This is a genomic window from Flavobacteriales bacterium (assembly GCA_016704485.1).
Taxonomy (GTDB): Bacteria; Bacteroidota; Bacteroidia; order Flavobacteriales_F; family PHOS-HE28; genus PHOS-HE28.
Genome location: JADJAA010000002.1, coordinates 968,154 through 982,409, shown reverse-complemented (window position 1 = coordinate 982,409; position 14,256 = coordinate 968,154). Strand labels below are relative to the sequence as shown.

The window sequence follows — 14,256 nt, the reverse complement described above, 5'->3', positions numbered from 1 at the left end:
TGATGTGCTTATGGAATTCCAATTGCACGGTTCTTGAATGTGTGGTCTTCTTCACAAGTATTCTATGGCTTACGGGAATGACCGAAAAGTCTCGCTAAAAGCGCGCCTGCACCTTGTGCCATTAAGCGTTTGAAAAAAGTCGGCCGTGTGTAGGCGTACAAGGAAGTAACCATTTCAACTGCACCTCCATTCACTTTTCCATTCAATAGATCGTGTGCCACGCGATAAGGTTTCCACTTAACGAGCACATCATTCACCGCATCCCGAACTAGAGTGCCGCGTATATCGGATGATTTGATCATCACCCAACGGTCCGATAATGCGACCTCTGCACGATCCACTTTATGTTGCAGCGCTTCTTTGTGAATACTGAGATCCTCGACCCTTTCATACATCTTTTCCATCTGTTAGATCGTTAATTACATTCAGGAACAGCTTGTCGTGCCCGGAGTTTTTCCACCATAACGCGTAAACGCCGTACAACAACAAATAAAAACCAGCGACTATTACGAAACCGAGGGCTGTCGAATTCAGTAGATCACCTACGAATAGGGCCAACGCCGTATTGAGGAAAAGAATAATAGTAAGCAGTGCGATCAGCGAAATGGCGGAATGGATCACCTTGACTACCATCTTGAAGGCTTTTTCTGCTAGGGTAAGGATCAATAATTCCTTATTTGCAGCAACGTAGTTCTTGATGTCCTGTCCTGATGCTTCCATAAAATTGGTGAAGTCCAGCGGGCCTCCTTCTGAGGTCAATGAACCGTTGGTATCTTGTTCTATCGTATGTTGATCGATCGCCATTGGAGTTGTTTGCATTCTCCTTTCCAAACACTTGGCCAGACTTCGGCAGGCATGGAGTCTAGAGTAGTTCCGAGAGTCAGCATCAAGGACAATGCATCTGATCGGGGAGAGAATGCCTTGTTTGAGGGAGAGTAATCCCCGTAAAGATTCCCACATATGATCTATGCAACCTTCTACATGCCTGTAGGAACAGCGATACGCGCTCCGGCATCTGATCTGAACATGCCTTGGAAAGATCACGAGCCATGAAAAAGCACCTGTTGATAGTCGGATTGATCGGTGCGCTAATTACCGTTACAAGCTGCAGCACGGCTGAGCAAAATGAAACGAAGGTGGGAACCAAAGTGGATAACGCTCTGGTGGACCTGCGCATCGGAAAAGAGGAAGCCACAAAAGATCTGCGCAAATTGCGTGAGGATGTGGCCGTGGAACTGACGCGGATCGAAGAGAAGTTGAAGGATCCAACCATTACGGAAGCAGATCGTACCAAATGGGAAGCTGAGCGGTCGGAAATGGATAAGCTGATCTCCCGCTTGGATAAGAACCTGATCGATGTGGAAGCTGCAACCTAGGAAACATGGAATGATGTGAAGCAAGGAGCGCAGGAAACGTCACAGGACGTGGGAAATTGGTTCCAGCGCCAAGCTGAGAAGATCGACCAAAAGACAGAGGTGGATCACGACAAGGACGGCCACTGATTGAAGTTGTCATCAACCACCGTAAATTATTATGAAGAGCAGGCCGTGTAGGAGTACACGGCCTGCTTTCGTTCCGAGAAATGGTTAACACGTTGTACAGTTCGGTCCAAGAGTATTGGGGTGCTTAACAGAACTATTGTGATGGTTCTGCGATGGGCCAGTGCTTCATTGTTTGTGTCGATCCTTTCTCATTCCAAGAACGATCGGGGAATTCAGTATACACGTGGATGCCCATCCGTTCGATGAAAACCAGCAACAATAGAACTTTGCTGGGCGAATTGTTTTCGGCACGCTGGTTGAGATAGTAATTGCGAACCAACACAGAACAAAACAATGTCTAACAAAAGCACATTAGCGATCGCGCTCGCAGCATTAGCAGCTGGAGCAGCGCTAGGAGTATTACTGGCACCGGATAAAGGTGCGAATACTCGTAAGAAATTGATAAAGAAAGGAGCGGATCTTAAAGATCGGCTAACCGAAATGATGGATGAAGGCAAAGAGTTGCTGGATGATCTTCAGGACGAAGCCAAGGACCTTGCATCCAAAGCAAAAGGGACGGCACAGGAGATGAAGGGGCAAGCTCAGGAGACTGCGAGCAACATCCGCTCCGCCGCCAATAGGAACTGAACGGCCTGGTGATAGTGCGCCTCACACGTGCGCTCTTACCAGAACCTATCGTATCGTCATGACCGTCTCTGTGTGAATGATCAATTGAAAGGCTTTAGAGCAAGGCCAGCTTTGGATCATTCCATAGACAAATAGAAGGGTACCCATGATTGGGTACCTTTTCTTGTTTTACTGGACTCGACGCATAATATCCTTGTAATCAGATAGCGGTCTTTTTGATCGATTCGAACAATGTCCACCGCTTAGCAGCAACGTGTATGCGACCCGCATTAAGCGTAGCTAATGGATATAATTCCGATCAGGATCAACTCGTTTTGATCTATGCGCTAAAGTGCATCATCGGAATTTTGACGAGGTCGGAGCCCCAGGTCCACTTCCCAACGGACCGGTGACCTAGGCTATCACACTGTTGCCCGGTTCAGCTGGTTATACAGGTTGTGTGCTACCTACGTTGTGATGGGCTTTAAGCGGACGTACCATCTTCTGAATATGCGCTTCTGCCTCAGGACCGTATGCACCAACTATAAGCCCTTTCATTCCCAATTGATCTGAGCTGATCGCATACACGATGCTCATATCCGCAGGGTCGCTGGGTCCCTCGAAGCGGTGGAAAGGATCGATCGTGAAGGACGATGGATCCAATTGTTTTCGTATACGCCCATTCTAGCTCAATGACTTTCTAGGTAATGCTTGAAAGAATGCGGCACCGCTCACCACACTTGAGAAAGATGTCCGTGATGGAACGCACGATCATTCAGCAGTTGCCATCGCTATTCGTTCGCGTAAATTAAGCAGACCAGCATGGTACTAGGATGGTCTGGATCCGATCATTGATGTGCCCGATCCACGGATCAAGGATAACGGTAGCACACCATATGGCGTTTTAATAATGGCACCAACGAAGCAGGATCATGGTCTAACGGTGAGTGGGATCTTTCGAGGGATCATTAGGTGTGGAAGTATCCGCCTTGGATTCATTGTGTTCTGGTTCACAGGCTTCTTCTTGAAGATCCTCGATGATCCCAGCTTTTTTCCCGGCCATTCCTCCTGGGTCGTATTCGTGCGGATCTTTCTGGTTCTCTCCACGCTCGGTCTTGCGGTTTGTAGTTGGTCCGGAGGACCTTGCCGTTTGCGGAAGTCCGCTGTCTTTATCCTTGCGCTGTGCCATTACTCTTTTTTGGTTAGGTGAAATGAAGAACAAGTTCCGCACATTGCGACGTGAGTTAAGCTGCTCATTGTGCTAGTCGGAGTCTAACACCTCCGGTAATATGGAATAGGTTGATCCGTGGATCCGTTTGGAAGGTATCGCCCTTGAATACATTGGACATGGCAAAAGAATATCCGGTTTCCACGAACAGGAATTTTATCGTTAGTCCACCCGTCGCACCTAAATACCATTGAGAGCCGTTCGTGGTCACGTTCAGAGCACTATTATTCAACTCAGTGCTTAATGGGAAGATCACGGTAGGACCGGCCATCAAATATGCGTTCACTGCCGATCCATCTTTAGGGTTAAGTAGATGTCTTCCTACCATTAACGGTACGCGCAGTGACCTATCCGTATAGCGGAATTCGGTATTGCCTAATGCTACGACACCAGCACTGTCGAGCCCGGTCAGTGAATAGTTCAGGTTGCGCACCAATAGATGTGCGCCGAACTGTGCAAACCATACATTAACCGATCGAATATCGGCACCCAATTGATAACCTGATCGGCCCGTCCAGCGCTCTTCGCCTTGCTTCAGTAAATTGCTCGAATTATAGCCTCCACCGAGGTAAACTTCTTGTGCTGATGAACTTAAGCTAAGTACAGTAAGAACGGTGAGGCTTAGTAGGATCTTTTGGTGTCTCATGTTCGTTTTCTTCTGTTTCAATTTTATTTCGTTGACCTATCATCGATCACCAATACAAGCATCACAAGGATCAATGCAATGAAGAAGATGATCAGCGCCACATTCGCCGAACCATCGCCAAGATCGCTATACCCGACTATAGCTGCGATGATCGCGATTGTTAGCAGAACAGGTGCGGAACGTAACATTGTAGAATAGAGCTTATTGTTCATCGCGTGCAGGGTTCGCACTTATCATATTGCGTAATGCTGATCGCTTGCCAACATGCAAAAGCGTTGGTTCTTAATTGATTGGGACATCGACTGAAATTCTTGAATGGTCAAGATTCTCCCCGGATGTGGGGTATAGGGTTCCCAGCGGTCAGAATGCATCTGCTCTATGGACCATCTGAACTTGATCATCGGTTCAGTGGGGCCCCTTTCGGCGGGAACGTCAGTTCTTGTCCTTGTTCTCTTCCTTTCCGAAAACATTCTTCAGGAACCCGCCATCTTTTTCTAATACTTCCTTGTTCAGATCTCCGATCGTTATCTCCTTGTCCAGAATCGGTTGCAGGGCTATTATGAACGCGTTCCTTAGCGTTCGGCCTATGGCGATCCAGCTTCCCACTTGAGGGTCGTCCAAGCGCCCTTCAAGTGGGACCTTCGTTGCAACCTGCTTCTCCTTTTGGTTCTTTAGGATCACAGCGGCTGTGCCAACGACCCCTTCCCAAAGTTTACGGAAGAAATTGTCCTTCCGATCTTCTTTCCCCAGAACGTCGAGGTCCTTGATGACCGGCTTAACGTAGCCGGTAAAAGCTCCGTCCTGCGTAGCCAGTTCAGTATACACGGACATGCTTCCGGTGTTCACATCAAAATCCGCATAGGCTTGGAAAAAGTCGTTCACTTGGGTCAATTCAATGTCCTCAACAGTTAGATCCATGTCGAATGCAAGCTGATCTCTCAAGGCATCAAGTCCCATGTTCAACGCCATTGCACCTCCATAAATAGTGGCCGTTGCGGTTATGGTTGATGGTAATACCTTGGCTTTGTCGATCACCGAGGATAAGTTCAATGCTTCACCATTCAACTCTGTTAGTGCCATGTCCAGCGGAGGTGTAGCTCCCGGGTCGGCATATTCCAAACGCCCATTCCGTAAGCCGACGCGATTGAGCTTCAGTGGCATGAAGTCATCGAATACATCTGTCAAGGTAGCGGTGTCTCCCTGCACATCCTCCGGTTCCGCAGCTCCAATGGTGAACCGCAGGCGCGGCTCATCCGCTTCGATCACACCGACCAAAGAACCCTTGAATAACGCACGCCACTCAATGGAAATATCGATCAGCTTCGAAGCAATGAACGGAGTGCGTTCTAAAGAAACCGTATCCACACGTTGCAGATCGAACCGCTCCAGTTGATACGCTCCGCGTATGATCGCCAGATCCAGGTCGTCGATGTGCCCGTAATATCCCGGGATCTTGCTCAAACGGTCATTTGCAACCCGGAGAAGCACATAGGGCAGTGCAATGCGAAGCAGAAGTAGAATTCCAACGATGATCGCGATGATGCGAAAGCGGCGGTGTTTTTTATTCTCAGAAGGTTCATCCGTACTTTTTTCTACTTCCGGCATTCAGGGCTAATTTGTCCAGGTCAGGAAAATATCAGGCCGTGTTGTTCTGCTCGATCCGGCGCATCATGATCTGGTTCTTGCGGATACATCCGCATGTAAGAAATTCCCCGACCGGGGAATTTCTTACCCATAGATTTACGATCCGGATCTTGGTCGTACCACAGGTAGGGCAGCATCGCGCATTTAAAGGATGGCATGGTATTCACGGTCAACGTATGTGTGTGTTGACCACCTCAGTTCTCGCTTAGTACCAATAATGGTCATTGGGAATGCTCAACATGATTTTATATGCGATCTGAGATACGAACAAGAGCCATGAACACAGTCCTGCTGGTGGACGACGAGATCGAGATCTGTGAACTACTGTGTGCAATGCTAAAACGAACAGGTGTGGAATGTACGACTGCTTATTCGCTTGAAGAAGGTCGTAAAGCGATCAAGGAACACGATTTCGACGCGGTTTTCCTCGATGTTAACTTACCGGATGGGCTGGGCTATCAACTCATTCCGGAGATCAGGTCAAAAATGCCGAATGCGTCTTGCATCGCGATCAGCGCAATGGATTCAGAACGTAGCAATGCCCTGAAAGCAGGAGCAGATACGTTCCTCGCTAAACCATTCAATAGACAGGATATATTTACAAAGATCAAGGACCTCGGGTTTCAAGCATGATGGATCTTACTACTATGGAAAAGAAAAATGTATTGGTAGTGGATGATGATCAAGATCTGTGTTTACTGCTCAGCCGCCTGCTTACAAAAGCCGGCTTCCAGGTTTCCACAGCTCATCGTGGAGCAACAGCAAAGTCAGTATTATCGGATACGAAGTTCGATCTGGTCTTGTGTGATCATCGCTTGCCCGATACGGATGCTGTTGATATGCTCCAATATATCCGTGGCATCTCCGCCGATATCCAAGTGATCATAATCACCGGTTATTCAGATGTTCGATTGGCAGTTGATCTGATGCGTAGAGGTGCATTTGACTACATCGCCAAGCCCTTGTATCCGGATGAATTGTTGATGCGCGTTCAAGATGCGTTGGCGGTAGTGACCAGGTCAGGATCAAGTAGCACCGTGGACGGGCAACACAAAGCTGTTGCTCCAAGGAAGAAAAGTGATCGGACGTATGTGAACGGTACGGGTGCTTCAGCCAAACTGATCGATAAGCACATAGCTCTCGTTTCACCGACCGACATGTCCGTTCTGATCACCGGCGAAACCGGTACCGGTAAAGAGTTCGTGGCAAAACGCATTCATGAAGAAAGTCGGCGTTCAAAGGGCCCGTTCGTTTCCGTGGATTGCGGCGCATTGCCGAAGGAATTGGCGGGAAGCGAGCTTTTCGGCCATACGAAGGGTGCATTCACCGGAGCGGTTGCTGATCGTGCCGGAAACTTTGAACAAGCGAGTGGGGGAACCCTTTTCCTGGACGAGGTAGGGAACCTCACCTATGAGAATCAGATCAAACTATTACGTGTTCTACAGGAGCGCAAGATCAAGCGGATCGGTGGCGCTAAGGATGTCGATGTGGATGTGCGCATTCTGGCAGCAACGAATGAGGATCTGAATAAAGCAGTTGCTGAAGGACGATTCCGTGAGGACCTGCTCCATCGAATCCAGGAATTCACGATCCACCTCCTACCGCTTCGTGAGCGAAAGGAGGATATCGCAATGTTCGCTCAACATTTCGTGGAACTTGCAAATGACCGACTTGGTAGATCAGTGATAGGGTTCGAAGAGGACGCAATGGAACGCATTATGGCCCATTCATGGACCGGAAACCTTAGGGAATTAGGCAATGTAGTGAGGCGGGCAGTGTTGTTGAGCACGGACGATCGTATCTCCGGCGATTGTTTGCCTGCAATGGTTCTAGCTGGTCCTGGTAGTGCTACGAATGGAAATGCGTCGAACGGTTCCAGCACGGAGGATGATGGTTTAAGGCGTGTGGCGCACCAAGCAGAGAAGGAGGCGATACTTCAAGCCTTGGAACGGAATGGCTTCAATAAATCCCGTACTGCGGAATTGCTGAACATAGACAGGAAGACCCTGTATAACAAGATGAAGGCCTTCGGTCTGGATGTGTGAGCCAAGTGGATGGTTGGTGGCACATGAACCGCTGTTCGGATCTCAGCAGGGTATCACGTGCAATATTGTTGTTCTCACCGTTGTATCCGGAACCGCGCTCCAATGAATGACCTGCGACGAATTACTGAAGAGCAGCGTATCTCAAAGCTCTTGTTCTTCGGGATGGTCGTTCTCATGCTCGTGCTGCTCTATGCAACATACAAGAGTATTTCCGGATTTCAGGATTCGGTGCATGTTATCAGAGGTCAAACCGCGAAGAAGGTTGCGCTTGATGGTGTGATGTCCGCATTGAGGGACCAAGAAACCGGTGTTCGTGGTTACGTGATCACATCGAACACCTCATTTCTTGAACCTTACCGCGCGGCGAAGGTGGATCACATTCGTTGTTTGCACGATTCCTATGAATTGTTCAAGAATGTTGAGGACCGCAAAGATCTGGATAGTCTAAGAGCCTCCGCACTGCGATTGACCGCACTCTGGGCGCAACGAATACGTTCGGTGGATCTACAAGTCGAGCGCGATACGCTCATTGAGACTTTACCACTGCTAGTGGATAAAGTTGAAATGGATAGAACGCGCAGCATTTACGAGCGTATATCCCAGCGATTGGTTGTGCAACGCAATGCAGCATTGGAAATAGAGGAGTCCGTAGGATTTGCCGCGCCAGCCATGCTGATCGTATTCTCCTTGCTTGCGATCGTGGCCACTAGCATTCTGTTCTGGCGACTTACACGCTCTTTGCGTGATACGGCAGTGGCGGGAAAAGAACTTAGAGCGAATGTCAGGGATCTGGCAGATGAGGTCCTGACCCGCACCCAGTTGCAAGGGATGCTCCAGAAATTGTTGGACACTTCACCGAATGGGATCATGTCGTTCAAAGCATTACGAAATGAGGAGCATATCATCATTGATTTCGAGTACTTATCCTCGAATAGAGTGGCCAATGAAATGTTGGGTCGAACAGACCTGGTAGGCAAACACCTCTTGGAAGAAATGATCGAGCACGACGATAATGGATTGTTCGATGCGTACGTGAAAGTGGTTGAAGAAAATGATGTGTTCGTGAGTGAGATCCATTACCACGGTTCGGGCTTGAACAATTGGTACCGGATCCATGCCGTGAAAATGGAGGATGGCTTTGTGGTGACATTCACGGATATCACTGAACAAAGAAGATTACAAGAGTCAAGTGTAGAGACAGACCGTCTGGAGCTTACAGCGCAGATAACACGCACGGTTGCACATGAGGTTAGAAATCCCTTGACCAACATTTATTTGGCGATCGAGCAATTGCAGGATGAAGTGGAGGCGGATCATGAGGATGTGAAGCACTTCTTCCAGATCATTGAGCGCAACTTGGAGCGCATTGGAACATTGATCAAGGAAATGTTGGAATCGTCAAGGAAGCGGGAATTGAACTTGATCCCGTGCAAGATGGACGACATAGTGAACAACGCACTTAAGGCGATCAAGGACCGGCTGGATCTGAAGTTGATGAAAAGCAGGATCCATATCGATCCGGATCTACCGGAAGTGATGGCCGATTGCGAGTTGATCAACTTGGCCATCACCAATATTTGTACGAACGCAGTGGAGGCCATGGATCCGGAAAGAGGGGAGCTTTCCTTTACTGTTACACGCGACCCCGAAGCTGTTTATTTGGCCATTACGGACAATGGGAAAGGTATTCCGCCAGAGAATCTGGAACGGCTCTTTGAACCATTCTATACAGGTCGCTCCGGTGGGCTGGGCCTTGGGTTAACGACTGCTCGCAGCATTCTTAAAAGCCACGAAGTTTCAATGTCCGCGCAGAGTAAAGTTGGCGATGGTTCTAAGTTCACGTTGCGCTTTCCGGAGAAGATCTTCGTTAAAGGAACGTGATCAGGAGATTTGCGGATGAACAACAATTGAGCCTGATGTCCAGGTCTACGAAACGTTGAACATTTAACTGCTGGCAATGGTGCTTTGCGGCCCAATGATCATGATCACAGCATCGTTGATGGTATTTGGTCATCGCCTACCATTTATTTCTTGATCACAGAGGAATGTGACAATGGTCCTGATCCATCGGAGTTCATTGATCCCAGACAAAGCTCCTTTGTGGAACCAAGACTAATTGAACAGTAACGTGGATTTTGTACCACAGTTGCATTACGAAGCGTGTAGTGATCTACACAATTGATCATACCCGGATCACAGGGAGCCACTGGGATCCGGCATATGCCGAGCAGTGAACTATATGGCACGGGGATGGACCGTGATATTCCACAACCAAATGAAACCAAAGAACAAATGGCAACTAAGAAGAATACAGGAACAAAGCGTGTGAAAGCCGCACAAACGCAGATGCATGATACATCCAATGGTCTACCAAAGAAAACGCGAGTTGGGATCGTTGAATTATTGAACGATAGATTAGCGGATTCAGTGGACCTCAATTTACAAATGAAGCAAGCTCATTGGAATGTGAAGGGACCTAATTTCATTGGGCTTCATAAACTGTTCGATGAGATCTATGAAGCTACAGAAGCATACGTTGATAAGATCGCAGAGCGTGCGGTGATGCTTGGTGGCACCGTATACGGAACTGCAAGGGCAGCTGTGGCAGGTTCGGATCTACCCGAGTATCCAAGGGATATTAGTACTGGCGAAGCTCATGTGGAGGCAGTAACGAAGGCATTGGCCGCATACGGCACACAGGTGCGGAACGCGATCGATAAGGCGGAGGATATGGATGATGCCGATACCGCTGACCTATTCACCGAAGTATCCCGTGGTGTCGATAAGTGGCTCTGGTTCGTTGAGGCTCATGGTCAGGCAAGATCATGAAATTCCCAGTGATCTGAGCAGGTATTCTGATGCGGTCTCACGTGGATGCAACCTTGAACGGGTAAGCTGAATTGGAAATGTACTACTCCATCTGCAACGAGTTGTTCCGTGAATATGGTAATGGGTTCCAAGGAAATACTGCGTAACCGGACTGTTGAGGTCTAGTGGGGCTTTGAACGGCAATTAGGTTCGTTCGGTGATTTCAGATCATGCCAGATCAAGGGAACATGATGTTGATAACACAATTCCAATAAGATCTGTGGTATATGATTCGACGAGGACCTGATCAACGGTAGCGCGCCGGTAATTTGTTTTATCGGGTCAAAAAAATACCTGAATTGAACCAGCAGCACCAGTTCGATCCAGGTATTCTTCTTTTTAGGAACATCTACTACTTCTTCGGCCAGATACGACCTCCGAATATCAACGAGATCACAAAAAGGACCAAGAATAGATAGAAGATCACTTTCGCGATCTCAGCCGCTCCTGCGGCTATTCCTCCAAAGCCAAAAAAGGCTGCAATAAGTGCGATAACGAGAAAGGTGATTACCCAGCGGATCATTTTGTTTTGGTTTTTTGGTTCGAATTGTACGTTGCATTTAATGTACCGTTATCGATGAGCATGTGATAGGAACCGTTCTGGGGAAGTTTTTCCCATTTTAAGTTTGGTTCTGGGGAATTCTCCGTGCTAATGAACTCGAATTTCTGTTCCAGTTCCCAGATGGAGAATATCACTCAACGCGTAGAATGCTTCAGTGAAAATGGTTGGTTGCGCTGGACGTTGACAGCATCGCTCGAATGGCTCAGATGGTCAGTCAAATGTGCAGGTGATGGTTGACTTATGCCCGTCAGCGCAAGGATCGCAGGCACGCTTACAAAGCTTCGGCAACGCGGTTCCTACGGGTTGCATTTTTACCGCTCATTTGAACCGACCAGGGAATCCCCATGGTTCATCCATTGGATGATCTTGGCCGGACAAATAGGCCGAGACCATTTCACGACCAATGGTGGAGAACGTGATACCATTTCCTCCAAAGCCTAGCACCCAATACGTGTTAGGATGATCCTTGTGTTCACCGATGAACGGACAGCCATCCTCGGTTTCACCGAATGTGCCTGCCCATGCGAAGTCGACCTTGTATGGCATTTTCGGAAACAATTCATGCATGGTCTTTTCAAGCTTCTCAGCTTTCTTTTGAATACGTCGATCACGTTTTTGAGGATCCACGAATTCTTCATCCTCACCACCGATCAGCATCCGCCCATCGTCCGTTGCCCTCGCGTAGATGTATGGATCAGCCATATTCCAGAAGAGAACATCATCCAGAACTGTTTCTGGTCCTGGTAATTGCTCCCCAACTGTTGCGTAAGTAGATAAGAGCTTTACGAACGAGCGCCCCAGGATCTCCGTGCTTTCGAAGCCATTGCAATAGATCAACTTCTTGGCTTTCAACCGATGGCCATCGCAGGTTATGACTTTTACAGCATCCTGGTCGTGTTCCACTTTGGTCACTTCGGTGTTGTCGCGCACGATCAGTCCTTTTTCTACTGAAGCAGCCAGTAGGTCGTAGGCTAGTGTATAGGCATCCACGCTTGCTCCTTGTGCCGACCTGATCGCGCCTAGAGCACCTTTCAGTCCATATTCATTCTGCAACTCATTCCCCATTATCCACTCTACTTCAAAGCCGTAGTGCTTTCTCACTTCGAATTCTTTTCGAAGTGCCTTCAACTGACCTTTTTTGGTACAGAAGTAGATCGATGATTTTCGTTTGAATCCGCTGTCCCTGCTCAGATCCAAGGCTAGTTTCTCCACTATGTCGATAGATCGATGACAAGCCTTGTAACTTGCTATAGCATGTTCTTCACCTACTTTTTCGATCAACTTGAATAAGGGCACATCGATCTCATATTGCAGCAATGATGTTGTAGCTGAAGTGCTTCCATGACAGACTTCACGTTTGTCCAGAATAACCACACGATGACCATCCGATACGCATTGATGGGCGATCAAACCGCCGGTTATCCCAGCTCCTATGATAACAACATCGGTTTCAATATCCTCATTAACGGATGGATAGGTGGTCTTCAATCCATTTGAAAGCGCCCAGAAAGCGTTGGCAGAAGTAAGTTTCATGGATACGATCGTTCGAGTTCAAGTAAATGTCGGCATTCCAGGATCATGCCCTTTTCGAAGCACAGGAGGTAATGTCTGATCGGATGCGAATTATTATAGTGGACGCGTCGGTCCGTGTAATTACCATGCTGCTGCTCCCTCATCCGTCGGATAATTGGAAATGAAAGGATTGGCATAGCATCAATTTGGAACGAAGGGTAAAGCAAATGGGACAACTCTTGTATTTGTGTTCGTATTAAAGAAGAGTAAGCAAAACCGAATTGAGGAGAATACCTTAACCCACAAAGACGTTGGATCAGGTAAGCAACCTTCACCTATCATAGAGCCTTATGATCCTGTAAAACCTGTCCGTGAGCCAGTTCCGTGAACTCCTACGCGCCCACCGCAAGAAGTGCCGCCGAGTACCGGTCAACCGGATCCACCAACACCGATCCACCCGAATGACCCGAACCCACCTCAACCTATGGCTTGATGTCTATTGGTCTCCTTCTGGACCAGGATTAACAATAGGCTTGGGTGCGCCGTGGTCTCCTTGAACGCTCTTAGGTAATGCGCCTTTGTCAGCTTGCTGATCCGCCTCGGCTTCTGTGTCCGATGGAGGTACTGCAGGTACTGAAGGCTGTTCTTCCGCATTTCTTTTCTGCCCCGGGATCGGTTCAGGTTTTTTCTTCTTTGGATCTGAATTGTTCATGTTCTATTGATCTGAAATTCTCCTTGTTCTATTGCAGATCATTCGCCGATCTCATTATCCAGCACGCGATGTTGTTCTGCGTGTCGTTATCGTTCAGTAATTTGGTGATCTGATGATCGCAGGTGGTCCTCGTTCAAAAGCGGCATCACCCGTTGAGCGGGACCATACCCCAAAATGTGCACTGAATTCCTCAGGTTGCATACAGTTTGATCAGTACTATTGAAGACTACGCCTTAACGCCGAGCGAATGGAATAGGGTAGATATTGTGTCCACTTAATATCGCTACTGGACGCCTGAATTCTGGCCTTTTTTTTGGACAAGGAAGTATTCTAAACCTAATTACACATGAATAACATATTCAGAGGATTACTTGCGGGCGGCGCTGCTTACAAATGGGGCGGCGGATGTTTCGGGACTGTGATCGTTTTTCTCCTCGTTTGGATGCTGCTAGGTGGTTGTTGAAGCTAACGACCATTTGCGAATAGCATTAACGCACAAATGCAGGTCGGTTTGCTAACACGTTCAGCTCCTTTTTTTACCGATCTACTTCCAAATGGTATATGAGCCATACCAAAGCGTAAGGCTTCCAACGGCTATCAGCAACATCATTAGGGTGAATAGTGATCCGATAACAATGTATGACCTCAGGCTCATCACAGCTTTACCAGTAGGGAGAGTGCGATCACTAATGGTGGTAGGACCATGATGAAAGAGGCAATGAACAGCGCTGTACGGATGTTCAGGACATTCTCCCCAGTGATTAGACAGTTCAACTTGTCAGAGGTGTACAACTCAAAATAATCCCAGATCATGCATTAGAGAAGCGTGATGAGGGTTCCAACCCAACGGCCATGGGACTTTTCGCGATTGGATCATAGCATAGCTATGGAGATTGAGCGAAAAGTATCCGCCGTACGGTGGAGTCCGTGG

Annotated in this window: 16 protein-coding genes; 6 read left to right on the top strand and 10 right to left on the bottom strand. The window is 48.0% G+C overall.

Going from position 1 to position 14,256, the window contains the following annotated elements; translation table 11 throughout:
• Positions 1-62: 62 nt before the first annotated feature.
• Complete coding sequence (locus IPF95_15295) at positions 63-404, bottom strand: hypothetical protein (GenBank protein ID MBK6476051.1); 342 nt, start codon at positions 402-404, stop codon at positions 63-65.
• Positions 388-819 carry a hypothetical protein gene (locus IPF95_15290; protein ID MBK6476050.1) on the bottom strand — a complete coding sequence of 144 codons (432 nt, stop codon included), beginning with the start codon at positions 817-819 and terminating at the stop codon, positions 388-390. The genes IPF95_15295 and IPF95_15290 overlap by 17 nt, the downstream gene beginning before the upstream one ends.
• Before the next feature lie 230 nt (positions 820-1,049).
• Between IPF95_15290 and IPF95_15285 the strand changes: the two genes are divergently transcribed.
• Positions 1,050-1,376 (top strand): hypothetical protein, encoded by a 327-nt coding sequence (locus IPF95_15285; protein ID MBK6476049.1) that lies wholly within the window; start codon positions 1,050-1,052, stop codon positions 1,374-1,376.
• 459 nt (positions 1,377-1,835) lie between these two features.
• Positions 1,836-2,129 carry a YtxH domain-containing protein gene (locus IPF95_15280; protein ID MBK6476048.1) on the top strand — a complete coding sequence of 98 codons (294 nt, stop codon included), beginning with the start codon at positions 1,836-1,838 and terminating at the stop codon, positions 2,127-2,129.
• Between the two features lie 426 nt (positions 2,130-2,555).
• Here IPF95_15280 and IPF95_15275 read toward each other — a convergent pair whose 3' ends face one another.
• The 5 genes from IPF95_15275 to IPF95_15255 all read right to left on the bottom strand — a co-directional run bounded on the left by IPF95_15275 (position 2,556) and on the right by IPF95_15255 (position 5,587).
• Entirely contained in the window at positions 2,556-2,771 is a 216-nt protein-coding gene (locus IPF95_15275) for a hypothetical protein (protein ID MBK6476047.1), read from the bottom strand.
• A gap of 274 nt (positions 2,772-3,045) precedes the next feature.
• Positions 3,046-3,297, bottom strand: coding sequence for a hypothetical protein (locus IPF95_15270; GenBank protein ID MBK6476046.1), 252 nt, complete (start codon positions 3,295-3,297; stop codon positions 3,046-3,048).
• Between the two features lie 64 nt (positions 3,298-3,361).
• A complete protein-coding gene (locus IPF95_15265) occupies positions 3,362-3,982 on the bottom strand; it encodes an outer membrane beta-barrel protein (GenBank protein MBK6476045.1) in 621 nt (206 codons plus the stop codon).
• Between the two features lie 23 nt (positions 3,983-4,005).
• The gene (locus IPF95_15260; protein ID MBK6476044.1) at positions 4,006-4,194 is read right to left on the bottom strand and encodes a DUF1328 domain-containing protein; all 189 of its coding nucleotides are present in this window, start codon (positions 4,192-4,194) and stop codon (positions 4,006-4,008) included.
• Positions 4,195-4,414: 220 nt separating this feature from the next.
• Positions 4,415-5,587, bottom strand: a complete 1,173-nt coding sequence (locus IPF95_15255) for a DUF748 domain-containing protein (protein ID MBK6476043.1) — start codon at positions 5,585-5,587, stop codon at positions 4,415-4,417.
• Between the two features lie 315 nt (positions 5,588-5,902).
• On the opposite strand from IPF95_15255, the gene IPF95_15250 reads away from it, so the two are divergent.
• From IPF95_15250 to dps, 4 genes are all read left to right on the top strand, one after another.
• Complete coding sequence (locus IPF95_15250; GenBank protein ID MBK6476042.1) at positions 5,903-6,259, top strand: response regulator; 357 nt, start codon at positions 5,903-5,905, stop codon at positions 6,257-6,259.
• Between the two features lie 14 nt (positions 6,260-6,273).
• The gene (locus IPF95_15245) at positions 6,274-7,671 is read left to right on the top strand and encodes a sigma-54-dependent Fis family transcriptional regulator (protein ID MBK6476041.1); all 1,398 of its coding nucleotides are present in this window, start codon (positions 6,274-6,276) and stop codon (positions 7,669-7,671) included.
• A 102-nt stretch (positions 7,672-7,773) separates the two neighbouring features.
• Positions 7,774-9,552 carry a CHASE3 domain-containing protein gene (locus tag IPF95_15240; GenBank protein ID MBK6476040.1) on the top strand — a complete coding sequence of 593 codons (1,779 nt, stop codon included), beginning with the start codon at positions 7,774-7,776 and terminating at the stop codon, positions 9,550-9,552.
• A 411-nt stretch (positions 9,553-9,963) separates the two neighbouring features.
• Positions 9,964-10,500, top strand: coding sequence for a DNA starvation/stationary phase protection protein Dps (gene dps / locus IPF95_15235; GenBank protein MBK6476039.1), 537 nt, complete (start codon positions 9,964-9,966; stop codon positions 10,498-10,500).
• Between the two features lie 391 nt (positions 10,501-10,891).
• Here the strand turns inward: dps and IPF95_15230 are convergent, their stop codons facing one another.
• The 3 genes from IPF95_15230 to IPF95_15220 all read right to left on the bottom strand — a co-directional run bounded on the left by IPF95_15230 (position 10,892) and on the right by IPF95_15220 (position 13,325).
• The gene (locus IPF95_15230) at positions 10,892-11,062 is read right to left on the bottom strand and encodes a DUF1328 domain-containing protein (GenBank protein MBK6476038.1); all 171 of its coding nucleotides are present in this window, start codon (positions 11,060-11,062) and stop codon (positions 10,892-10,894) included.
• A 357-nt stretch (positions 11,063-11,419) separates the two neighbouring features.
• Complete coding sequence (locus IPF95_15225) at positions 11,420-12,634, bottom strand: FAD-binding oxidoreductase (protein MBK6476037.1); 1,215 nt, start codon at positions 12,632-12,634, stop codon at positions 11,420-11,422.
• 475 nt (positions 12,635-13,109) lie between these two features.
• Positions 13,110-13,325, bottom strand: coding sequence for a hypothetical protein (locus tag IPF95_15220; GenBank protein ID MBK6476036.1), 216 nt, complete (start codon positions 13,323-13,325; stop codon positions 13,110-13,112).
• Between the last annotated feature and the right edge of the window lie 931 nt (positions 13,326-14,256).

Excerpts from the sequence above, each read along its gene's own strand:
- IPF95_15295 (MBK6476051.1), bottom strand. The coding sequence starts at position 404 with ATGGAAAAGATGTATGAAAGGGTCGAGGATCTCAGTATTCACAAAGAA.
- IPF95_15290 (MBK6476050.1), bottom strand. The coding sequence starts at position 819 with ATGCAAACAACTCCAATGGCGATCGATCAACATACGATAGAACAAGAT.
- IPF95_15285 (MBK6476049.1), top strand. The coding sequence starts at position 1,050 with ATGAAAAAGCACCTGTTGATAGTCGGATTGATCGGTGCGCTAATTACC.
- IPF95_15280 (MBK6476048.1), top strand. The coding sequence starts at position 1,836 with ATGTCTAACAAAAGCACATTAGCGATCGCGCTCGCAGCATTAGCAGCT.
- IPF95_15270 (MBK6476046.1), bottom strand. The coding sequence starts at position 3,297 with ATGGCACAGCGCAAGGATAAAGACAGCGGACTTCCGCAAACGGCAAGG.
- IPF95_15265 (MBK6476045.1), bottom strand. The coding sequence starts at position 3,982 with ATGAGACACCAAAAGATCCTACTAAGCCTCACCGTTCTTACTGTACTT.
- IPF95_15260 (MBK6476044.1), bottom strand. The coding sequence starts at position 4,194 with ATGAACAATAAGCTCTATTCTACAATGTTACGTTCCGCACCTGTTCTG.
- IPF95_15255 (MBK6476043.1), bottom strand. The coding sequence starts at position 5,587 with ATGCCGGAAGTAGAAAAAAGTACGGATGAACCTTCTGAGAATAAAAAA.
- IPF95_15250 (MBK6476042.1), top strand. The coding sequence starts at position 5,903 with ATGAACACAGTCCTGCTGGTGGACGACGAGATCGAGATCTGTGAACTA.
- IPF95_15245 (MBK6476041.1), top strand. The coding sequence starts at position 6,274 with ATGGAAAAGAAAAATGTATTGGTAGTGGATGATGATCAAGATCTGTGT.
- IPF95_15240 (MBK6476040.1), top strand. The coding sequence starts at position 7,774 with ATGAATGACCTGCGACGAATTACTGAAGAGCAGCGTATCTCAAAGCTC.
- dps (MBK6476039.1), top strand. The coding sequence starts at position 9,964 with ATGGCAACTAAGAAGAATACAGGAACAAAGCGTGTGAAAGCCGCACAA.
- IPF95_15230 (MBK6476038.1), bottom strand. The coding sequence starts at position 11,062 with ATGATCCGCTGGGTAATCACCTTTCTCGTTATCGCACTTATTGCAGCC.
- IPF95_15225 (MBK6476037.1), bottom strand. The coding sequence starts at position 12,634 with ATGAAACTTACTTCTGCCAACGCTTTCTGGGCGCTTTCAAATGGATTG.
- IPF95_15220 (MBK6476036.1), bottom strand. The coding sequence starts at position 13,325 with ATGAACAATTCAGATCCAAAGAAGAAAAAACCTGAACCGATCCCGGGG.